We start from the raw sequence: 19,614 nt of genomic DNA, 5'->3' as shown, positions 1-19,614 counted from the left end.
ACGGAATAAGGCGGCGCATGCGCGAGATTTTCCTCCTGCTGGCCGCTGTCGCCGCGTTATGCGTCGCGCCTGCCCACGCTCAGTCCTACGAACTCGACGAAACCGAGCCACGTATCGAACGTTCGCTCGCGGCGATGCGCGAAGGCCAGGCGGCAGGCGAAGCGGGGGATGAGGAACTCGCCGAGCGCCGCTTCCGGGAGGCGCTTGCGCTGCGGACCGCCGCGCTCGGTCCGCTCCACTGGGCGACCGGCAACGCCAGCCTGCAACTGGCGCTGGTGCTCGATCGCAGCGAGCGCACGGAAGAGGGGTTCGCCGCTTTCGAGGCCGCGATCGCGGCCTATCGCGCCTCGAGGCCCGAATTGCTGGCGACGTCGCTCGACGATTATGCCCACGCGCTGGAATCCGCCAGCCGTTACGAGGAGGCGGAACGCCTGCGCCGCGAATCGCTCCAGGCACTGGCCTTCTCCGATTTCACCGAAGCGGAACGCGAGGAGCTGGCCGTCGAATGGTCGCTTCGGCTCGGTACGATCCTGCGCTGGCAGGGCCGCCATGCGGAGGCGATCCCGTTGCTGGAGGCCTATCTCGCGCGCGTCGATACGGGCAGCGAGGAGGATGGATATCGCCTGGCGGTGCCGCTGTTCGACCTTGCCTATGCGCTGGCCGGGACGGGCGAGGCCGAGCGGGCGACGGCGCTTTATGGACGGATCATCGACACCTATCGCGCACGGGGCGATCTCGGCGACGGACTGTTGGTCGCCAGCCTGCTCAACCAGACCAACCTGCACGACAATGCCGGTCGCTTCGAAGCGGCGATCGTCACCATGCAGCAGCGCGTCGATTATCGCCTGCAGCTGGGCGACGATCCGGCCGAGATTGCGATGGACATGATGCGCGTGGCCGACCTCAATAGCCGGATCGGGCGGGCGGACCGGGCCGAGGCGTTGCTGCGCCAGGCGCTGGCGCAATACGAGGCGGTCGCACCTCCGCTGCGCCTCCAGCGTCTCGGCGAACTGGTGAAATGGGCCTACGATGCGGGCCTTCCCGCGCTGGCCGACGATATCGCGCGGGCGCGGCTCGAGCTGGCCGATCGAAGCGGCGACCTTGCGCAGCGCGCAGACGCGCTGACCGCGCTCGCCAACCTGTTCCTCGACCTGGGCCGTCCCGACGAGGCCGCGCCGTTGATCGCCCGGGCCGATGCGATCCTGACTGGTTCGAAAGCGGACCTCGCTCTCCAGCGCGGCGTGGTCCAATATGTCCGCGGGCGCAGCCTGACGCTCGCCGATCCCCCGCAGGCCGAGATCGCGTTGTTGGCCGCAATCAGGGAATTCTCCGGGCTGGAAGGCTGGCTGAAGGCGAATGAAGCGGTGTCGCAAGGACTGCTCGGCCGCATCTACCTGCTCCAGCAGCGCCATGCCGAGGCGTTGGCGCGGTTCGAAAATTGCGCCGCCCTGTTCCGGCAACATGCCCCCGGCTATCGCGGCGATATCGTGATGTGCGAGACCGGCGGGGCGGAAGCGCTGGCGGGGACTGGCAAGGTCGATGCGGCGATCGCGCGTTTCCTGCCGATGCTGCCGCTGATGCGGCGCGAGTTCAGCGATCGTAGCCCGGTGATGATCGACCGGTTGGGCGCGCTGGGTGAAATCTACAGCCTGCGCGCATCTTCGGCGCGCACGGCGCGGCACTGGTTTCGCGATGCGGGTCGCCGGATCGCGACGCTGACCGAGCGCCAGGCCACCGATCTCGAGGCCAGTCGCCTTGCCCGGCGCTTCAGCCGGATTTACCGCAATCTCGTGGCCACCGACTGGCAATTGGCGCAGCAAGCCTCGAACACCGCGGCGAACGACTGATCGCAGGGAGACTTCAGTTCATCGTTCATTCAACCCCCGTTCTTTATGAACGAAGGCACCGTCGAACAGGCAGGGGAATTATCGTGAGAACATCCATCATCAAGCCCGCAATAGTCGCTATGGCCGCTGCCACGCTCGGCGGATGCAGCACGCTGGGTCTCTATGGCGTGTATGGCGACCCGTATGACCCGTATTACGACAACGGCTATTACGACCCGTATTACGACGACTACTATTACGGCTGGTACGACAGCTATTATTACCCGGGTACCGGCTATTACGTCTACGACAGCTGGGGCAAGCGCCATCGCTGGTCCGACCGCCATCGCCGCCACTGGGAACGCCGCCGCGCCTATTACCGTGAGCGCAGCGTCGCGCGCGACATCCGCGAGAACTGGGCGGGCTACACCCGCGGCGACGACGGTCGCTATCGCGACCAGCGCCGCGATCGCCGGGCCGAGCGCCGCGGGGAACGGCGCAGCGAACGCAGGGCCGAGCGCCGCGAGGAGCGCCGGGAAGAGCGTCGCGCCGATCAGCGCGGTGCCGAGCAGGGCAGTGTCCAGCGCCGGGTCACGCCGCGCGTGCAGCAGGAGGTCGATCGCCGCGAAGCGCGCGGTATCGAACGCGGCGTACGCGGCCGCGACCGCGTCAGCGAAAGCCGTCCGGCGCCCGTCGATCGGCAGGTCCAGCAGCGCCGCCAGCGGCAGGCGGTAACCCCGCCGGTGTCCCAGCGTCGCGCCGCGCCCGCACCTGCGCCGCAGCCCAGTGCGCAGGCACCCGCCCGTCCCCAGGCCCAGGCACCCACCCGCCGCGCGGCGACGCCGGCACCGGCGCCCGCACCCCGCACCGAACGCCGCCAGGCACCCAGCCGCAATAACGGGGCTCCGCGCAAGGAACCCGATTGATCTCGTAGCAAGCGCCGTTGCGCGCAATATTCTTGCAAAGCCGCCGGGCTGTGTGCACGGCGGCTTTGTCATGTCTGCAGACGTTATTCCCCTTCCGCGGAGGGAAAATCCCTCGCTCGATCCGCTCCTCTCGCTGACCGCGAGCGGCATGAATTCGGTCAATCACATCATCCTCGACCGGATGCAGAGCGACATTCCGCTGATCCCCACGCTCGCCGGCCACCTGATCTCCGGCGGCGGCAAGCGAATGCGCCCGATGCTCACGCTCGCGAGTGCGGCGCTGCTCGAATATGAAGGCGACCGGCACCACAAGCTCGCCGCCAGCGTCGAGTTCATCCACACCGCGACGCTCCTGCACGACGACGTGGTGGACGGGTCGGACCTGCGCCGCGGCAAGAAGACCGCCAACCTCGTCTTCGGCAATCCGGCGAGCGTGCTGGTCGGCGATTTCCTGTTCAGCCGCAGCTTCGAACTGATGGTAGAGGACGGCAGCCTCAAGGTGCTCAAGATCCTCTCGAATGCCAGCGCGGTGATCGCCGCGGGCGAGGTCGACCAGCTCACCGCGCAGCGCCAGATCGAAACCAGCGAAGAACGCTATCTCAACATCATCGGCGCGAAGACCGCCGCGCTGTTCGCCGCCGCCTGCCGCATCTCCGCCGTCGTCGCCGAGCGCGGCGAGGCCGAGGAACAGGCGCTCGACGCCTATGGCCGCAATCTCGGTATCGCGTTCCAGCTGGTCGACGATGCGATCGATTACGATTCGAGTGCCGACGAGATGGGCAAGGGCCGCGGCGACGATTTCCGCGAAGGCAAGATGACGCTCCCGGTGATCCTCGCCTATGCCCGCGGCGACGAGGCCGAGCGCGCGTTCTGGAAGGACGCGATCGCCGGGCGGCGTTCGACGGACGAGGATCTCGCCGAAGCGGTGCGGCTGATTGCCAAGCACGATTGCGTCGAGGCGACCCGCGAACGGGCGCGCCATTTCGTCCAACGCGCGATCGACGCGATCGGCTGCTTCCGCCAGAACGCAGCGCGCGACGCGATGGAGGAAGCCGCGCTGTTCGCGGTCTCGCGCCGGTTCTAGTCCTTCGAGACTCGCTCCCTTGCGCGGCGCTTCCACAGATACCAGCAACCGCCCCCGGCGAGCGCACAGGCGCCGAGGATCACCACCCCGACCAGCATTCCGCTGATCAGGATCCCGGTGGTCAGCCCCACCACGATCTCGAGCAATTCGCGCATGCAGCGACCCTAGGGACATGCACGGGGTTTGTGAATCCCTGCGAGGACTATGTAAGAACCCGCTGGAAATGAGCGCAGACCTCCCCATCCACGACGTCCTGCCCGATCTGCTCGCGCATTTGCGCGCGCGGTCGTCGGCGGTGCTCGTCGCGCCACCTGGGGCGGGCAAGACCACCAGTGTCGCCCCCGCGCTGCTCGATGAGGACTGGTGCGAGGGCACGGTGATTCTCTTGAGCCCGCGGCGGGTGGCCGCGCGCGCAGCGGCCGAGCGGATGGCCGAATTGCGCGGCGAGAAACCGGGCGAAACGATCGGCTATCTCACCCGGCTCGACACGAGGCGCTCGGCGAACACCCGCGTGCTGGTGATGACCGAGGCGATCTTCGTCGCCACGATCCGCGATGATCCCGAGCTTGCGGGCGTTTCTGCGGTGCTGTTCGACGAGGCGCACGAACGCCATCTCGACAGCGATTTCGGCCTGGCGCTCGCGCTCGAGAGCCAGGGCGCGCTGCGCGAGGACCTGCGGATCGTCGTGATGTCGGCGACGATCGACGGGGCCCGCTTCGCGGCGCTGATGGGCGATGCCCCGGTGGTCGAGAGCGAGGGCCGCGCGCATCCGCTGCGGATCGAATGGCTCGGCGCGAAGCCCGAGCTGCGGATCGAGGACGCGATGGCCGATGCGGTGGCGACCGCGTGGAAGGCCGAGGAGGGCGACCTGCTCGCCTTCCTGCCAGGATTCGGCGAGATCGAACGCACCCGCGAACGGCTCGAAAGGCGCCTTCCGGACGTGCCGGTGCTGCCGTTGCACGGACAGGTCGATCCGGCGGGGCAGCGCGGGGCGATCCGGCGCGATCCCGACGGCCGGCGCAGGATCGTGCTGGCGAGCGCGATCGCCGAAAGCTCGGTCACGCTCGACGGGGTTTCGGTCGTGGTCGATGCAGGGCTCTCGCGCCGTGCTGAGTTCGATCCGGCCGCGGGCACCACGCGGCTGGTGACCGTGCAGGCAAGCCGCGCCAGCGCCGATCAGCGCGCGGGCCGTGCCGCGCGGCAGGGCCCCGGCGTTGCCTATCGCCTGTGGAATGCTGCCGCGCACGCCGGTCGCCCGGCCTACGATCCGCCCGAGGTCGAGACCGCCGATCTCGCCCCGCTCGCACTGGGTCTGGCCGAATGGGGCGCGAGCGCCGACCAGCTCGCCTGGCTCGATCGGCCGCCGGTAGCGGCGATGGCGAGCGCGCGCGAACGGCTCATGGCGCTCGATGCGCTCGAAGCGGAGGGCGGCATAACACCGCGCGGCAGGTCGCTCGCCCAGCTTCCGATGGGCCCGCAGCACGGCGCGATGCTGCTGTTCGGGGCGGAACACGGCGTGGGCGAGGACGCGGCGAAGCTGGTCGCCCTGCTGCAGGATCGCACGCTCGGCGGACGGGGCGAGGATTTGGAGCAGCGCCTGTCGCGCTGGAACGGACAGCGCGGCGGCAAGGCCGATGCGCATCGGCGGCTGGCGCAGGGCTGGGCGAAGCGCGTCGGGAAACTCGCCAAACCGGCCCAGGCATCGTCTCCCCCGCTCGGGATTATCCTCGCAGCCGGGTTGCCGCAGAACATCGCGCGGCGGCGCGATCAATCGGGCGAATACTGGATCAGCGCAGGCGGGCGCGGCTACCGGCTCGATCCCGCCAGCCCGCTCGCGCGCTCCGATTGGCTCGCGATCGGCGATGCGCAGGGGAGGGCCAAGGAAGCGCGGATCATGGCGGCGGCCACGCTGACGCTCGAAGCGCTCGAACAATGGCTTCCCGAGCGATTCGATCGCCGTTCGACGCTAGCCTGGCAGGAAGGCAAGGTCCGCGCGAAGCTCGAACGCCGGCTCGGCGCGATCACGCTGGCGAGCGAACCCGATCCGAATCCCGACGCAGAGGCGGTCGCCGCCTTCCTGCTCGAAAAGGCGCGCGAGACGATCGCCGAGCTCCTGCCGCCGACCCTGCTGGCCCGCGCCCGCTATGCCGGGATCGAGGCGCTGTCGCCCGAGGCACTGGCCGAAAGCGGCGACCAGTGGCTCGCGCCGCTACTCGAAAATCGTCGCGACCTCGCCATCGCGCCCGGGCGTCTCGCCGACGCCGCGCTCGGCCTCGTCGATTGGGACGACCGCCAGCGGCTCGATTCGGTCGCGCCGCGCCAATTCACCAGCCCGGCGGGGACCACCCATGCGATCGACTATGCCGATCCGGCAGGACCGAGTGCAGAGGTGCGGGTGCAGGCGCTATTCGGGCTCGATTCGCACCCGGTGATCGGGCGTGGGGAGGCGGCGGTGCCGCTGCTTATCAAGCTCACCAGCCCGGCCGGGCGCCGGCTGCAATCGACCGCCGACCTGCCGGCCTTCTGGCGCGGTAGCTGGAGCGACGTGCGCAAGGACATGAAGGGCCGCTATCCCAAGCACCGCTGGCCCGAGGAACCGTGGGCCGAACAGCCGAGTTTGAAGACCAAGAACGCCTTTGCAAAATCGGGTGGCTGAATTAGGGGAGCCGCATGGCCGCGAGAATCTACCAACGTCCCAAGAGCGCGATGCAATCGGGCAAGGCGCAGACCGATCAGTGGGTGCTCGAATTCGGGCCCGCCGAGGCGCGCCGTGCCGATCCGCTGATGGGCTGGACCGGCAGCGGCGACACGCAGGTGCAGGTCGTGCTCAAATTCCCCACCTGTGAAGCGGCGCAGGAATACGCCGCCAAGCACGGGATCGCTGCGCGCGTCCACCAGACGCCCAAAAAGACGCTCAAGATCCAGGCCTACGCCGACAATTTTCGCTAAGCGCAACGCTTGAAAGTTACGCCGACCCTCGCCATATGGGCGCTGGGAGTCGGGTGGACGTTTGCGTTCGCTCACCGGGTCAGGTCCGGAAGGAAGCAGCCCAGGTGAATTGCGACGGGTCGCCCGGCTCCTTTTGATTTTTTCACGACATCGACGATTCTCTGCTTCGACAAGCCCCGCGCCAGTCGCTAGCGTTGGCGCGTGACCGATTCCGATCCGAACGAACCCGCGCTCCCCACCGAAGAGGAGCCGAAGCCGACCGCTGCCGAGCTCGAGGCGGCGGGGCAAAACTCGATGTTCGGCGGGCCCGAACCGGCGCCGCCGGTGGCGAAGGAGCCGCCTGCCGCGCCGGCCCCGACCGAAACCAAGTCCGAAACGTCGCCCGCCAAGGCGCCACCTGCCAACGCGCAGCCCTATCGCGTGCTCGCGCGCAAATACCGGCCCCAGACCTTTTCCGAGCTGATCGGGCAGGATGCGATGGTCCAGACCCTTGGCAATGCGATCGCGCGCGACCGGCTGGCACACGCCTTTTTGATGACCGGGGTGCGCGGGGTCGGGAAGACTTCGACCGCGCGGCTGATCGCCAAGGCGCTCAATTGCATCGGGCCCGATGGCGAGGGCGGGCCGACGATCGATCCGTGCGGCGTGTGCGAGCCCTGCGTGGCGATTTCCGAAGGCCGGCATATCGACGTGATCGAGATGGACGCCGCCTCGCATACCGGCGTCGACGACGTGCGCGAGATTATCGAGGCGGTGCGCTATGCTGCGGTTTCGGCGCGCTACAAGATCTACATCATCGACGAAGTTCACATGCTTTCACGCAATGCTTTCAATGCGTTGCTGAAGACGCTCGAGGAGCCGCCGCCGCACGTCAAATTCCTCTTCGCGACCACCGAGGTCGACAAGGTGCCGATCACGGTGCTGTCGCGCTGCCAGCGCTTCGACCTTCGGCGCATTCCGACCGGATTGCTCAAGGAGCATTTCGCACGGGTGTGCGAAGCCGAGCAGGTCGGGGCCGAGGACGAGGCGCTCGCCATGGTCGCGGCCGCCGCCGAAGGATCGGTGCGCGACGGCCTCTCGATCCTCGACCAAGCGATCGCGCATGCCGACCTCGCGGGCGAGGGGACGATCGCCGCGGCGCAGGTGCGTGAAATGCTCGGCTTGGCCGATCGCGGCGCGGCGCGGACATTGTTCGACGCGCTGCTCGAGGCCGATGCCGAGAAGCTGCTCGACGAGATCGACCGCCAGTTCGCGCTCGGGGTCGAACCGCTCGCCATGCTGCGCGCGGTGATGAATTTCGCCCACCGCGCCACCGTGGCGCAGGTCGGCGGGCGCGTGCCCAATGCCGCGAGCGAGGAAGAGCGCACGGCGATTGCGGGCTATGCCGAGCGCGTGCCCGCGGGCCAGCTCCATCGCCTGTGGCAATTGCTGCTCAAGGGCTACGAGGAAGTGCGCGCCGCACCCGATCCGCTCGCCAGCGCGCAGATGGCCTTGCTGCGCGTGCTCCACGCCGCCGACCTGCCCGATCCGGGCGAGCTCGCGAAGATGATCGCCGAGGGCGGTGCGAATATTGGCGGCGGGGCTCCGCAGGCCGCGCCGGCCTCCTCCGATGCCCCTGCCGCAACCGCCCAGGCTCCCGCGGCACCCGACTGGGAAAACCTGGTCGCGCAGGTCGAGGCCTCGGGCGAATTGCTCGCGGCGCAGAACATGCGCGGCTGGGTGCGGGTGATCGCGCTCGAGGACGGCAAGCTGACCTATGCGCTCGCCCCGGGTTTCTCGGGCGATCTCGGCCCCGAACTGCGCGACGCTCTGCTCACCGTCACCGGCAAGCGCTGGCAGGTCGAGCTGGGCGCCGAAGATAGTTGGGGCGAGGCCGCGCCGAGCCTCAAGGAACGCGCCGATGCCGCGCAGGAGGCGGATCGTCGAGAAACGCTTGAACAGCCGCTGGTAAAGGCCACCTTGGCGGCATTCCCCGATGCCGAGATCGTCGACGACGGTTCTGGCACCGAAACCACATTCAGCAAGAGAGCCTGATACCATGCAGTCGATGGAAGAGATGATGAAGGCCGCGCAGGAAGCGGCGCAGAAGATCCAGCAGCAGATGAGCGATGCGCAGGCCAAGCTCGAGGAGATCGAGGTCGAGGGCGTCGCCGGCGGCGGGATGGTCAAGGTCAAGTGCTCGGCCAAGGGCCGCGTGATCGGCGTGACGATCGACGAGAGCCTGATGACTCCGCAAGAAAAGCAGATGGTCGAAGACCTCGTCGCCGCTGCGTTCAACGACGCCCGCCAGAAGGCCGACGCCGCCAGCGCCGCCGAGATGGAGAAGATCCAGGGCGGGATGGGCCTGCCTCCGGGCTTCAAAATGCCGGGGATGTAGCGACTCACGTCCGGTTAATCGGGCGATCGCAAGGGTTTGCCGCAGGGTCGAGACGGGAAACCGAAGAGGGAGAAAGCCGATGCGCCTTGAATCCGGACTGATTGCACTTTCGATCGCACTGCTCGCGGCGCCTGTGGTGGCGCAGGACGAGAGCGACGTGCGCGTGGAGCCGATGACGCCTGCCATCGAGGCGGAATGGCAGAATCCCGCCGAAGTCCAGCGCGTGTTCGTGCGTGAAACCGCGGGCTTTTCCCGCTTCGAGGCGCGCCCGGCGATGAAGATCGGGCTGATGATCGAAGCCGACGGCACGGTCGGCGAATGCCTGCCGCTGGCGCTCGAACAGGGCGGCCCCGCCTATGGCAAGGAATTGTGCCCCAGCATCGTCGAACACGCCCGCTTTGCGCCGGCGCGCGATGCCGCTGGCAATGCCGTCCGGAGCGTATACGTCGCCTATTTCGAGGCCTATCGGCCCGGCGCGGCCGCCGAAAACAGGGATTTCGGCTAGTCGCTTTCCTACCGGCGCGCGCTCGTGCAGATTGGCTGCATAACGCGCGTCGATTGCCTTTGCGGATTCCTTCGCCTGGACAGTGTAGCACCCGGTCCATGCCCCGCCGTCGGCGCGGGTCCACAGCTAGGCGCGCACTCGGCATTGCGGGCGGGCGGCGGGCTTCCCATATCTCCGGTGAAACGGCGCGCTAACCAGAGCGCGCCTAGATATACTGGACGGCTAGCATGAAACTCTTCCCTCTTCTCCCCCTGCGCGACATCGTCGTCCTGCCCGGCATGGTGGTGCCGCTGTTCGTGGGCCGCGACAAGTCGGTCGCCGCGCTCGAGGCGGCAATGGAGAACGACAAGGAAATCTACCTCCTCGCGCAGCTCGATCCGGCCTGCGACGATCCGGACGAAGACGATCTCTACACCGTCGGCGTGATCGCCGAGGTGGTGCAGATGCTCAAGCTGCCAGACGGCACCGTGCGCGTGCTGGTCGAGGGACGCGAGCGCGCCAGGCTCGAATCGCTCCGGCTCGATGGCGACAGGATCGTCGCCTCGGTCGAGGAACTCGAGACCGTGTCGGCCGGCGGCACCGAAGTCGCCGCGATGATGCGGCAGGTGATCGAGCAGTTCGGCGAATACGCCAAGCTCGACAAGAAGCTGACCGACGATGCCGGGCAGGACCTGGCCGAGATCGACGATGCCTCGCTGCTCGCCGATGCGGTCGGCGCGAACCTCAACATCAAAGTCTCGGACAAGCAGGCGCTCCTGAGCGAGATCGACCCGATGAAGCGGCTCGAGATGGTGTTCTCCTTCATGGAGGCCGAACTCGGCGTGCTCCAGGTCGAAAAGAAGATCCGCGGCCGCGTGAAGCGGCAGATGGAGAAGACCCAGCGCGAATATTACCTCAACGAGCAGTTGAAGGCGATCCAGAACGAGCTCGGCGGCGAGGGCGAGGACGGCGACGAGCTGGCCGAGCTGCAGGAAAAGATCGACTCGCTCGAGCTGACCAAGGAAGCCAAGGACAAGGCGCAATCCGAGCTCAAGAAGCTCAAGAGCATGCAGCCGATGAGCGCCGAGGCGACCGTCATCCGCAACTATCTCGACGTGCTGCTGGGCCTGCCCTGGGGCGCGAAGTCCGAGCTCAAGCAGGATATCGGCGAAGCGCAGCAAGTGCTCGATGCCGATCATTACGGCCTTGCCAAGGTCAAGGACCGCATCATCGAGTATCTCGCCGTGCAGGCGCGTACCAACAAGCTCAAGGGTCCGATCCTGTGCCTCGTCGGCCCGCCCGGCGTCGGCAAGACCTCGCTCGGCAAGTCGATCGCCAAGGCCACGGGGCGCGAATTCGTGCGCCAGTCACTGGGCGGCGTGCGCGACGAGGCCGAAATCCGCGGTCACCGCCGGACCTATATCGGCTCGCTTCCGGGCAAGATCGTCACCAATCTGAAGAAGGCGGGTACCTCTAACCCGCTCTTCCTGCTCGACGAGATCGACAAGCTCGGCCAGGATTTCCGCGGCGATCCGGCCTCGGCGCTGCTCGAAGTGCTCGATCCCGAACAGAACGCGAAGTTCCAGGACCACTATCTCGAGCTCGATATCGACCTCTCGGACGTCATGTTCGTGACCACTGCGAACAGCCTCAATCTGCCGCAGCCGCTGCTCGACCGGATGGAGATCATCCGGCTCGAGGGCTATACCGAGGACGAGAAGGTCGAGATCGCGCAGCGCCACCTGCTGCCCAAGCAGATCGAGGACCACGGGCTGACCGAGGGCGAATTCGAGCTCACCGAAGAGGGCCTGCGCGCGCTGATCCGCCACTACACGCGCGAGGCGGGCGTCCGCACGCTCGAACGCGAGATCGCTCGGCTGGCACGCAAGAGCCTGCGCAAGATCTTGGAAAAGGAAACCGACAGCGTCACCATCACCGCGGACAATCTCGGCGACTTCGCCGGGGTGCGCAAATTCCGCTACGGGCGCAGCGAGGACGAGGCGCAGGTCGGCGCCGTCACGGGTCTCGCCTGGACCGAGGTCGGCGGCGAATTGCTGACGATCGAAAGCGTCACGACGCCGGGCAAGGGCGACATCAAGACCACCGGCAAGCTCGGCGAGGTGATGAACGAGAGCGTCGCCGCGGCGTTCAGCTTCGTGAAGGCCCGCGCGCCGGCATACGGCATCAAGCCGTCGATCTTCCAGCGCAAGAACATCCATATCCACCTGCCCGAAGGCGCGGTACCCAAGGACGGGCCGAGCGCGGGGATCGGGATGGTCACCTCGATCGTCTCGACGCTCACTGGAATTCCGGTGCGTCCCGAGGTCGCGATGACCGGCGAGGTCACGCTGCGCGGCCGCGTGCTGCCGATCGGCGGATTGAAGGAAAAGCTGCTCGCGGCGCTGCGCGGCGGGATCGAGACCGTGTTGATCCCCGAGGAGAACGAGAAGGATCTCGCCGAGATTCCCGACCGCATCAAGGACGGGATCGAAATCGTGCCGGTCAAGCATGTCGACGAGGTGCTGGCCCGCGCGCTGACCGATTCGCTCGAGGCGATCGAGTGGACCGAGGCCGACGATCTCGCGAGCCAGCCGCTCTATCCCGCGGGCGCTGTGACGCCCCCTCCGACCGCCCATTGAGACCCCGGCGCAACGCTTTATCGCACTATTCGCTGTATTTCGGCGGTTTTCGGGCGAATTGACCTTTGACAGCGCTTCGAAAAAAGTCTCAATTCGCGGCTTCGCCCCACGGTGATTCCACCGGGGTACGTATTCAAACCAACTTCTAGGGGGAGCTTCATGAACAAGAATGACCTGATCAGCACCGTCGCCGACAATTCCGGCCTGTCTCGCAGCGATGCGGGGAAAGCCGTCGAGGGCGTGTTCGATGCGATCCAGGATTCGCTCGGCAAGGGCGAGGAAGTTCGCCTCGTCGGTTTCGGGACCTTCTCGGTCGCGCATCGCAAGGCTTCGACCGGGCGCAACCCGCGCACCGGCGAAACGATGCAGATCAAGGCGTCCAACCAGCCGAAGTTCAAGGCCGGCAAGGGCCTCAAGGACGCCGTCAACTAAGACGCGTTCCAGCGAACTGAGAGGCCCCGCCGGAGCGATCCGGCGGGGCCTTTTTCATGGGCGCGTGATTTCAGCGCGCAGCGATGGCGTAAAGCGAGACCGCGGCGGCGTTCGACACGTTGAGGCTTTCCATCGTCTCGCTGATCGGCAGGCGAGCGAGCGCGTCGCAATGTTCGGCAATGTTGTGCCGCATGCCCGGGCCTTCGGCGCCAAGCACGATCGCCACGGGGCCTGCGGGGAGCGCTTCGCCGAGCGTCGCCTCGGCTTCGCCCGCGAGGCCGAGTCGCCAGTACCCGGCGTCCGCGACCTGGTCGAGCGCGCGCGCGAGGTTGACCGCGCGGACCCACGGCACCGTTTCGAGCGCGCCCGAGGCGGCCTTCGCCAGCGCGCCGCCCTCGGGCGGGGAGTGGCGGTCCTGGGTGAGGATCGCGCAAGCGTCGAACGCGGCCGCCGAACGCAGGATCGCGCCGACGTTGTGCGGGTCGGTGACCTGGTCGAGCACCACCAGCGGGCGAGAGGGATCTCCGTGTAGCACATCTTCGAGGAACACCGTCTCGAGCGGTTCGCAATCGAGCACGATCCCCTGGTGCGGCGCATCGCGCGACACCAACCGGTCGAGATCGGGATTGTCGGCATATTCGATCGGGAAGTCGTGCGGGAGTTCGCCGTCGAGCGCCTCGATCGCCTCGTGCGTCGCCCACAGCTTGCGATGCTGGCGCGCCGGGTTCTTCAGCGCGGCCTCGACCGCGTGCCGCCCCCAAAGCCGCACCGCACCCTTGCCCGCGCGCCCGCTGCCGCGACCGCCCTTCATCCGCCCGGCGCGTCCGCGCAGCACTCGTTCCTTGCCCTTCTTGCCCACGATATCGTTCCTTGCCTGTCGTTATGCGGCGGTCCCTGCCAGCGAGCCCATTGACAGGCAAGCGCGGCTTCGCCAATGGGGCGCCTCTCGGTCGCGCGAGGCTCTCCGGAGCTTGCCGAACCAGCGGGTCCGCCCGCTTCCGACACCGGTATGGACAGGTGGCCGAGTGGTTAAAGGCAGCAGACTGTAAATCTGCCCGCGCAAGCGTACGCTGGTTCGAATCCAGCCCTGTCCACCACCGGTACACCAGACTGACATCGAAAGACGACCGCCAAGAGCGCGGCACCTGCGCGACATGCACGCGAAGCGGGCGTGACGGGCCTTGACCGACGCATCGATTTGGCGCTGTGTCCATGAAAATCTCACTGATCGGCACCACCGATTGGACTTCTTCTAATGATACATTATATCATCGGCAGAGGAGCAATGACCATGGCAGACACAGCGCTGGCCGCCGCCGCCGAACAGATCGAGCGCGCGCGGGCCGAAAAGAGCAAACGCCCCACGATTGCGGGGTTTTTCGACGAGGCGACCAACACGATCAGCTACGTCGTGCACGATCCCGCCACGCGCGAGGCGGCGGTGATAGATTCGGTGCTCGATTACGAGGCGGCCTCCGGCCGGACCTCGAACGGCTCGGCCGACCGGATCGTCGAATATATCGAACAGAACGGGCTGTCGGTCACCTGGCTGATCGAAACCCACGCCCATGCCGATCACCTTTCCGCTGCGCCCTACCTGCAGGACAAGCTCGGCGGGAAGCTTGCGATTGGGCGTGAGATCATCCGGGTGCAGGACGTGTTCGGCAAGATATTCAACGCCGGATCCGATTTCGAACGCGACGGATCGCAGTTCGATCGCCTGTTCGACGATGGCGACACCTTCGCGATCGGCGAGCTCGAGGGGATCGCCTTGCATGTGCCCGGCCACACCCCGGCCGACATGGCCTTCATCGTCGGCGATGCGGCGTTCGTCGGCGACACGATCTTCATGCCCGATTTCGGCACCGCGCGAACCGATTTTCCCGGGGGCGATGCGGCGCAGCTGTTCCGCTCGATCCGGCGCCTGCTCGAGCTCCCCCGCGAAACGCGGATATTCCTGTGCCACGACTACAAGGCACCGGGGCGTGACGACTATGCGTGGGAGACCACCGTCGGCCAGCAGCGCGACGAGAACGTGCATGTGAAGGACGGCACCACCGAAGAGGAATTCGTCGCCATGCGCACCGAGCGCGACAGCACGCTGGCGATGCCCAAGCTGATCCTGCCCAGCGTGCAGGTCAATATCAGGGGCGGTCGCCTGCCCGATCCGGAGGAGAACGGCGTGAGCTACATCAAGATTCCGGTGAACGCGGTATGATGCTGCCCGGTTTTCCCGAAGCCGCCCCGCTCGAAGGGTTCGTGGGTGGGCTGCTGATCGGCCTCGCGGCGCTCGTCATGCTGCTGGGCACCGGCCGCATCGCCGGCGTGTCCGGCATGCTTTCGCGCGCCGTCCTCCTCAACCGCTCGGGTACGCCCTGGCTGGTGGCAGCGCTGTTCGTCGTCGGACTTGTCGTCGGCTCAGTGGTGTTCGCCCAAACGGTCGGCCCGGTCGAGGCGGATTTCCCGCCCGGCTGGGGCTGGCTGGTCGCGGGCGGGCTCGTGGTCGGATTCGGTACGCGGCTCGGCAGCGGCTGCACCAGCGGCCACGGCGTGTGCGGCATGTCGCGCCTGTCCAAGCGCTCGATCGTCGCGACGCTGACTTTCATGGCGACCGGATTCGCGACCGTCGCGATCGTCAACGCTGCGGGAGGAGCATGGTGATGCGTGCATTTCTTGCTCTCCTGTCCGGAGCGATTTTCGGCTTCGGTCTCGCGCTCTCGGGCATGATGAACCCCTCGCGCGTGCGGGGCTTCCTCGACCTGTTCGGCGAATGGGACCCGACGCTCGCCTTCGTGATGGGCGGGGCGATGCTGGTGATGGCGCTCGCATGGTTCGTCCAGGCGCGAATGGCGGCGCCGATCGCGGAGGCCGAATTCCACCTGCCCGGAACCCGGGCGATCGATCGCCGCCTGCTCGGCGGAGCCGCGCTGTTCGGGATTGGCTGGGGCCTCGCCGGCCTGTGTCCAGGGCCGGCGATCGCATCGCTCGGCACCGCCTTCCGGCCAGCGCTGATCTTCGTTGCGGCGATGCTTGCCGGGATGGCCGTGTTCGCGCTCCTCGATCGCAAGCGGGCCTAGGCGCCGATGCTCGATACGATGCAATGGGTGCTCGGCGCGCTGTCGGGCGGGCTGGTCGGCTTTTCGCTCGGCCTGGTCGGCGGGGGCGGATCGATCCTCGCCGTGCCGTTGATGGTCTACCTCGTCGGGGTCTCGCAGCCGCATGTCGCGATCGGGACGAGTGCGCTGGCGGTCGCCGCCAATGCGGCGACCGGCCTGCTCCAGCACGCCCGCGTCGCCAATGTCCGCTGGAAGGCAGGACTGCTGTTCGCGGGGGCCGGGATCCTCGGTGCATTCGGCGGTTCGACCGCGGGCAAGAACTTCGACGGGCAGGGCCTCCTGTTCCTGTTCGCGATCCTGATGATCGTGGTCGGTGCGTTGATGCTGCGCTCGCGCAAGGACGCGGGCGAGACGGGCGCGGACCTGACCCGCGCAAATGCGCCGAAGGTGATCGGCTACGGGCTCGGCGCCGGGGTCGTCAGCGGGTTCTTCGGGATCGGCGGCGGATTCCTTATCGTCCCTGGACTGATCGCCGCGACGCGGATGCCGATGATCGCAGCGGTCGGCACCAGCCTCGTCGCGGTGACCGCGTTCGGGCTGACGACGGCGGCCAACTACGCTTTTTCGGGGCTCGTGAACTGGGAGCTGGCGCTGGTCTTCATCGTCGGCGGCGTGCTCGGAAGCTTCCTCGGCACGCTCGCCGCGCGTCGGCTTTCGGGTGGCGGGCACCTCAAGACGGTGTTTGCCGGGCTGATCTTCGTCGTGGCGGCCTATATGCTATGGCAGAGCGCCTCCGCGCTCGGCGTCTAGCGATAGGCGAGCGATTGTCGCACAGCGGGACGGTGTCGCTTCGGGACTGCATCGCGCGGGAACTTGTGGTGCGGCCCATGCGCTCTTAAAGGCCATGACCATGTCATCACAGATCGTCGATAACCGCGGGAATGGCGAAGCCGGCTGGAGCTGGCCCGCGATCCATCCCGAAGGCCGCAAATACGGCCTCGCCGTGTTTGGGCTGAGCCTCGTATTCGCCTTCCTCGCTTGGGAAACCCTGGCCTGGCCGCTCGCCTTCCTGTCGCTGGGCGTGCTCGCCTTCTTCCGCGATCCGGTTCGCGTCACCCCGCAGGGCGAGGACAACATCGTCGCACCGGCCGACGGCCTCGTCACGCTGATCGAACAGGTCCCGCCGCCCGCCGAGCTGGTGAGCGATGACGGGCAGGGCGGCGAAGGGCTCGGCGAAGAGCCGGTGACCCGCGTCTCGATTTTCATGAGCGTGTTCGACGTCCACATCAATCGCTCGCCGATGGCGGGGACGATCAAGCGGGTGATCTATGTCCCCGGCAAGTTCCTCAACGCCGATCTCGACAAGGCGAGCGAAGAGAACGAACGCCAGCACATCCTCGTCGAACGCGCCGACGGCCGGCGCGTGGGCTTCACCCAGATTGCCGGCCTCGTGGCACGCCGGATCGTGCCGTTCGTGAAGCCGGGCGACACCGTCGCAGCGGGCCAGCGCGTCGGGCTGATCCGCTTCGGCAGCCGGGTCGACGTCTACCTCCCGCGCGATACGCAACCGCGCGTGGTGCTCGGGCAGAAGATGGTCGCGGGCGAAACCGTGATCGCCGAGATGAGCCAGCAGCCGCTGATCGAGGGTGTCTCCCAGTGAGGATGTCGACGTGAGCAAGCCGCAGGGAATGGGGCGTCGACGCGAAGTTCGCGGGCTGACGCTGCGCACGCTCATTCCCAATGCGATCACCGCGGCGGCAATGTGTCTCGGTCTGACCGCGATCCGCGCCGCGATCATGCAGGATTGGGATGCGGCGGTGCTGCTGGTGTTCGCTGCAGGGATCCTCGATGGGCTCGACGGCCGCACCGCGCGTTTCCTCAATGCCCAGTCCAAATTCGGGGCCGAACTCGACAGCCTGGCCGATTCGCTCAGCTTCGGAGTCGCCCCGGCGCTGATCATCTACCTGTGGTCGCTGCAGTTCCTGCCGCGGATCGGCTGGTTCGCCGCGCTCGCGGTGGCGGTCGCCTGCGCCTTGCGGCTGGCGCGTTTCAACGCGCAGATCGATACCGACGAACAACCCCACAAATCCGCCGGCTTCCTGACCGGGGTGCCTGCGCCGGTAGGGGCAGGGGTCGCCTTCCTGCCGATGTATCTGTGGCTCGAGACCGACAATCCGGTCCTGCGCGAGCCGGTGTTCGTCGCGATCTGGCTGGTGGTGATCGCGTTCCTGATGATCTCGAATACCGCCACGCTCAGCTGGACCTCGCTGCGGCCGCGCCGGAGCATCCGGCTCGAACTATTGCTGCTGACGGGGCTGGTGGTTGCCGCGCTGATCCTCGAGCCGTGGATCGCACTGTCGGTGATCAGTATCGGTTATCTCGCGACGGTGCCGTACAGCATCCTGCGCTATCGCCGGATCAGGCGGCAGCGCGCAGAGGCCGCGGCGACGAAGGACGCGCCGGAACACCCCGCTTAGCATCGCACGGCGCGCGCAAGGTGAAGGCGGCGGGATCACGCAGCGAATCGCGGTCGATCCGGGCGAGCTTCCCCTGCCATTCGCCATGTTTCGCCACCAGGTAGCCGGTATCGCGAACCAACATGTAGAGCGCGAAGGAAGCGGCGGCGGCAATCACGGCGGTGATCAGAATGGAGGTCATCTCTGGATTTCCTACGCTTGAAGCGGGGTTATTCCCGGCATGTTACGGATCGAAAACGGCGCCGGATGGTCGGCAGTTCCGCAATCTGTTCCATCAGTTTCCTTTTTGTTCCATAACTGTTCCTGTTCTGTCAACCGAAATCGCGGCCAGGCGAATCGGGTTTGCGACGAAATTCGGGCTGGAAATCGTGTCCCATCCCCGCTAAGGGCGCGCATCCGCAGATGAATCGGGTGCATTCCGCATCCGGCGATCGGCGGAAAATCCACATGGGAAGCGCTGACATACCGGTGCTCGCCGCGGGCCAACCGCTCGGGTTCCAGCTTCCCAGAGGCACAACCGGAAAGGAATTCCCTATGGCGGCTCCCACCGTCACGATGCAGCAATTGATCGAGGCCGGCTCGCACTTCGGCCACCAGACCCACCGCTGGAACCCGCGCATGAAGCCGTACATCTTCGGCGCGCGCAACGGCATCCACATCATCGACCTGTCGCAGACCGTTCCGCTGTTCGCGCGCGCGCTCGATTTCGTCGAGCAGACCGCCCGCGCGGGCGGCAAGGTGCTGTTCGTCGGCACCAAGCGCCAGGCGCAGGACGCGATCCGCGAAGCGGCGCTCTCCTCGGGCCAGCACTTCGTCAACCACCGCTGGCTCGGCGGCATGCTGACCAACTGGAAGACGATCAGCCAGTCGATCAAGCGCCTCAAGGCGCTCGACGAGCAGCTCGGCGGCGAGATGAGCGGCCTGACCAAGAAGGAAATCCTCCAGCTGACGCGCGAGCGCGACAAGCTCGAGCTTTCGCTCGGCGGGATCCGCGACATGGGCGGCCTGCCCGACGTCATGTTCGTGATCGACGCGAACAAGGAAGACCTGGCGATCAAGGAAGCCGCCGTGCTCGGCATCCCGGTGGTCGCGGTGCTCGACACCAACACCGATCCGACCGGTATCGCCTTCCCCGTCCCGGGCAACGACGACGCGGCGCGTGCCATCCGCCTCTATTGCGATGCGATCGCCGAAGCGGCGCGCGCGGGCAAGGGCGGTTCGCAGGGCGCCGACGCCGGCGACATGGCGAACCCGCCGGCCGAAGAAGCGACCGCCTGAGCGAACGTTTCGGGCGCCGGGTGACGCCGGCGTCACAAACACATTCCAGTGCGCCGGGCGATCACTCGATGATCTTTCGAGAGGAC

Annotated in this window: 20 protein-coding genes, 1 tRNA gene and 1 other RNA gene; 19 read left to right on the top strand and 3 right to left on the bottom strand. The window is 67.0% G+C overall.

Features of this window, described 5'->3' with window-relative positions; all coding sequences use genetic code 11:
• The first annotated feature begins 17 nt into the window (after positions 1–17).
• The 3 genes from IEW49_RS07460 to IEW49_RS07450 all read left to right on the top strand — a co-directional run bounded on the left by IEW49_RS07460 (position 18) and on the right by IEW49_RS07450 (position 3,836).
• Positions 18–1,847 carry a hypothetical protein gene (locus IEW49_RS07460; RefSeq protein WP_188642078.1) on the top strand — a complete coding sequence of 610 codons (1,830 nt, stop codon included), beginning with the start codon at positions 18–20 and terminating at the stop codon, positions 1,845–1,847.
• A 119-nt stretch (positions 1,848–1,966) separates the two neighbouring features.
• Positions 1,967–2,752 carry a hypothetical protein gene (locus IEW49_RS07455; protein WP_188642077.1) on the top strand — a complete coding sequence of 262 codons (786 nt, stop codon included), beginning with the start codon at positions 1,967–1,969 and terminating at the stop codon, positions 2,750–2,752.
• Positions 2,753–2,822: 70 nt separating this feature from the next.
• Positions 2,823–3,836 (top strand): polyprenyl synthetase family protein, encoded by a 1,014-nt coding sequence (locus IEW49_RS07450; RefSeq protein ID WP_188642076.1) that lies wholly within the window; start codon positions 2,823–2,825, stop codon positions 3,834–3,836.
• Here the strand turns inward: IEW49_RS07450 and IEW49_RS07445 are convergent.
• Positions 3,833–3,991, bottom strand: a complete 159-nt coding sequence (locus tag IEW49_RS07445) for a hypothetical protein (RefSeq protein ID WP_188642075.1) — start codon at positions 3,989–3,991, stop codon at positions 3,833–3,835. The genes IEW49_RS07450 and IEW49_RS07445 overlap by 4 nt on opposite strands.
• Before the next feature lie 68 nt (positions 3,992–4,059).
• On the opposite strand from IEW49_RS07445, the gene hrpB reads away from it, so the two are divergent.
• From hrpB to IEW49_RS07405, 8 genes are all read left to right on the top strand, one after another.
• Positions 4,060–6,492 (top strand): ATP-dependent helicase HrpB, encoded by a 2,433-nt coding sequence (gene hrpB, locus IEW49_RS07440; RefSeq protein WP_188642074.1) that lies wholly within the window; start codon positions 4,060–4,062, stop codon positions 6,490–6,492.
• A gap of 14 nt (positions 6,493–6,506) precedes the next feature.
• Positions 6,507–6,785, top strand: coding sequence for an ETC complex I subunit (locus IEW49_RS07435; RefSeq protein ID WP_188642073.1), 279 nt, complete (start codon positions 6,507–6,509; stop codon positions 6,783–6,785).
• A 42-nt stretch (positions 6,786–6,827) separates the two neighbouring features.
• An RNA gene (ffs, locus tag IEW49_RS07430) (signal recognition particle sRNA small type) lies at positions 6,828–6,922 on the top strand.
• A gap of 64 nt (positions 6,923–6,986) precedes the next feature.
• Complete coding sequence (locus IEW49_RS07425) at positions 6,987–8,819, top strand: DNA polymerase III subunit gamma/tau (RefSeq protein ID WP_229658127.1); 1,833 nt, start codon at positions 6,987–6,989, stop codon at positions 8,817–8,819.
• 4 nt (positions 8,820–8,823) lie between these two features.
• Positions 8,824–9,162 carry a YbaB/EbfC family nucleoid-associated protein gene (locus tag IEW49_RS07420; RefSeq protein WP_188642072.1) on the top strand — a complete coding sequence of 113 codons (339 nt, stop codon included), beginning with the start codon at positions 8,824–8,826 and terminating at the stop codon, positions 9,160–9,162.
• 79 nt (positions 9,163–9,241) lie between these two features.
• Positions 9,242–9,667, top strand: coding sequence for a hypothetical protein (locus IEW49_RS07415; RefSeq protein WP_188642071.1), 426 nt, complete (start codon positions 9,242–9,244; stop codon positions 9,665–9,667).
• A 227-nt stretch (positions 9,668–9,894) separates the two neighbouring features.
• Complete coding sequence (gene lon, locus IEW49_RS07410) at positions 9,895–12,285, top strand: endopeptidase La (protein ID WP_188642070.1); 2,391 nt, start codon at positions 9,895–9,897, stop codon at positions 12,283–12,285.
• Between the two features lie 159 nt (positions 12,286–12,444).
• Positions 12,445–12,717, top strand: coding sequence for an HU family DNA-binding protein (locus IEW49_RS07405; RefSeq protein ID WP_188642069.1), 273 nt, complete (start codon positions 12,445–12,447; stop codon positions 12,715–12,717).
• Between the two features lie 70 nt (positions 12,718–12,787).
• Here the strand turns inward: IEW49_RS07405 and IEW49_RS07400 are convergent, their stop codons facing one another.
• Positions 12,788–13,528 (bottom strand): TrmH family RNA methyltransferase, encoded by a 741-nt coding sequence (locus IEW49_RS07400; RefSeq protein WP_188643140.1) that lies wholly within the window; start codon positions 13,526–13,528, stop codon positions 12,788–12,790.
• 200 nt (positions 13,529–13,728) lie between these two features.
• Between IEW49_RS07400 and IEW49_RS07395 the strand changes: the two genes are divergently transcribed.
• The 7 genes from IEW49_RS07395 to pssA all read left to right on the top strand — a co-directional run bounded on the left by IEW49_RS07395 (position 13,729) and on the right by pssA (position 18,250).
• A tRNA-Tyr gene (locus IEW49_RS07395) sits at positions 13,729–13,814 on the top strand.
• 194 nt (positions 13,815–14,008) lie between these two features.
• The gene (locus IEW49_RS07390; protein ID WP_188642068.1) at positions 14,009–14,935 is read left to right on the top strand and encodes an MBL fold metallo-hydrolase; all 927 of its coding nucleotides are present in this window, start codon (positions 14,009–14,011) and stop codon (positions 14,933–14,935) included.
• On the top strand, positions 14,932–15,378 hold the full coding sequence (locus IEW49_RS07385; protein ID WP_188642067.1) for a YeeE/YedE family protein: 447 nt from the start codon (positions 14,932–14,934) through the stop codon (positions 15,376–15,378). The genes IEW49_RS07390 and IEW49_RS07385 overlap by 4 nt, the downstream gene beginning before the upstream one ends.
• Positions 15,378–15,794, top strand: a complete 417-nt coding sequence (locus IEW49_RS07380) for a DUF6691 family protein (protein ID WP_188642066.1) — start codon at positions 15,378–15,380, stop codon at positions 15,792–15,794. Before IEW49_RS07385 ends, IEW49_RS07380 begins: the two co-directional genes overlap by 1 nt.
• Positions 15,795–15,800: 6 nt before the next feature.
• Positions 15,801–16,583 carry a sulfite exporter TauE/SafE family protein gene (locus IEW49_RS07375; RefSeq protein WP_188642065.1) on the top strand — a complete coding sequence of 261 codons (783 nt, stop codon included), beginning with the start codon at positions 15,801–15,803 and terminating at the stop codon, positions 16,581–16,583.
• A gap of 100 nt (positions 16,584–16,683) precedes the next feature.
• Complete coding sequence (locus tag IEW49_RS07370; RefSeq protein ID WP_188642064.1) at positions 16,684–17,433, top strand: phosphatidylserine decarboxylase; 750 nt, start codon at positions 16,684–16,686, stop codon at positions 17,431–17,433.
• A gap of 28 nt (positions 17,434–17,461) precedes the next feature.
• The gene (pssA, locus tag IEW49_RS07365; RefSeq protein ID WP_188643139.1) at positions 17,462–18,250 is read left to right on the top strand and encodes a CDP-diacylglycerol--serine O-phosphatidyltransferase; all 789 of its coding nucleotides are present in this window, start codon (positions 17,462–17,464) and stop codon (positions 18,248–18,250) included.
• Here pssA and IEW49_RS07360 read toward each other — a convergent pair.
• On the bottom strand, positions 18,192–18,431 hold the full coding sequence (locus IEW49_RS07360) for a hypothetical protein (protein WP_188642063.1): 240 nt from the start codon (positions 18,429–18,431) through the stop codon (positions 18,192–18,194). The genes pssA and IEW49_RS07360 overlap by 59 nt on opposite strands.
• 353 nt (positions 18,432–18,784) lie before the next feature.
• Between IEW49_RS07360 and rpsB the strand changes: the two genes are divergently transcribed.
• Positions 18,785–19,528 carry a 30S ribosomal protein S2 gene (rpsB, locus tag IEW49_RS07355; protein ID WP_188642062.1) on the top strand — a complete coding sequence of 248 codons (744 nt, stop codon included), beginning with the start codon at positions 18,785–18,787 and terminating at the stop codon, positions 19,526–19,528.
• Positions 19,529–19,614: the final 86 nt, after the last annotated feature.

This window comes from Pseudoblastomonas marina (genome assembly GCF_014641655.1).
Lineage (GTDB): Bacteria > Pseudomonadota > Alphaproteobacteria > Sphingomonadales > Sphingomonadaceae > Alteriqipengyuania_A > Alteriqipengyuania_A marina.
This window is presented reverse-complemented; position numbering and strand designations above follow the sequence as displayed.

What these genes read in the sequence shown, in the direction of transcription:
- IEW49_RS07435 (WP_188642073.1), top strand. Translation starts at nt 6,507, where the DNA reads ATGGCCGCGAGAATCTACCAACGTCCCAAGAGCGCGATGCAATCGGGC.
- IEW49_RS07445 (WP_188642075.1), bottom strand. Translation starts at nt 3,991, where the DNA reads ATGCGCGAATTGCTCGAGATCGTGGTGGGGCTGACCACCGGGATCCTG.
- IEW49_RS07420 (WP_188642072.1), top strand. Translation starts at nt 8,824, where the DNA reads ATGCAGTCGATGGAAGAGATGATGAAGGCCGCGCAGGAAGCGGCGCAG.
- pssA (WP_188643139.1), top strand. Translation starts at nt 17,462, where the DNA reads ATGGGGCGTCGACGCGAAGTTCGCGGGCTGACGCTGCGCACGCTCATT.
- IEW49_RS07370 (WP_188642064.1), top strand. Translation starts at nt 16,684, where the DNA reads ATGTCATCACAGATCGTCGATAACCGCGGGAATGGCGAAGCCGGCTGG.
- rpsB (WP_188642062.1), top strand. Translation starts at nt 18,785, where the DNA reads ATGGCGGCTCCCACCGTCACGATGCAGCAATTGATCGAGGCCGGCTCG.
- IEW49_RS07385 (WP_188642067.1), top strand. Translation starts at nt 14,932, where the DNA reads ATGATGCTGCCCGGTTTTCCCGAAGCCGCCCCGCTCGAAGGGTTCGTG.
- IEW49_RS07380 (WP_188642066.1), top strand. Translation starts at nt 15,378, where the DNA reads ATGCGTGCATTTCTTGCTCTCCTGTCCGGAGCGATTTTCGGCTTCGGT.
- IEW49_RS07360 (WP_188642063.1), bottom strand. Translation starts at nt 18,431, where the DNA reads ATGACCTCCATTCTGATCACCGCCGTGATTGCCGCCGCCGCTTCCTTC.
- IEW49_RS07415 (WP_188642071.1), top strand. Translation starts at nt 9,242, where the DNA reads ATGCGCCTTGAATCCGGACTGATTGCACTTTCGATCGCACTGCTCGCG.
- hrpB (WP_188642074.1), top strand. Translation starts at nt 4,060, where the DNA reads ATGAGCGCAGACCTCCCCATCCACGACGTCCTGCCCGATCTGCTCGCG.
- IEW49_RS07390 (WP_188642068.1), top strand. Translation starts at nt 14,009, where the DNA reads ATGGCAGACACAGCGCTGGCCGCCGCCGCCGAACAGATCGAGCGCGCG.
- IEW49_RS07450 (WP_188642076.1), top strand. Translation starts at nt 2,823, where the DNA reads ATGTCTGCAGACGTTATTCCCCTTCCGCGGAGGGAAAATCCCTCGCTC.
- IEW49_RS07455 (WP_188642077.1), top strand. Translation starts at nt 1,967, where the DNA reads ATGGCCGCTGCCACGCTCGGCGGATGCAGCACGCTGGGTCTCTATGGC.
- IEW49_RS07375 (WP_188642065.1), top strand. Translation starts at nt 15,801, where the DNA reads ATGCTCGATACGATGCAATGGGTGCTCGGCGCGCTGTCGGGCGGGCTG.
- lon (WP_188642070.1), top strand. Translation starts at nt 9,895, where the DNA reads ATGAAACTCTTCCCTCTTCTCCCCCTGCGCGACATCGTCGTCCTGCCC.
- IEW49_RS07400 (WP_188643140.1), bottom strand. Translation starts at nt 13,528, where the DNA reads ATGAAGGGCGGTCGCGGCAGCGGGCGCGCGGGCAAGGGTGCGGTGCGG.
- IEW49_RS07405 (WP_188642069.1), top strand. Translation starts at nt 12,445, where the DNA reads ATGAACAAGAATGACCTGATCAGCACCGTCGCCGACAATTCCGGCCTG.
- IEW49_RS07460 (WP_188642078.1), top strand. Translation starts at nt 18, where the DNA reads ATGCGCGAGATTTTCCTCCTGCTGGCCGCTGTCGCCGCGTTATGCGTC.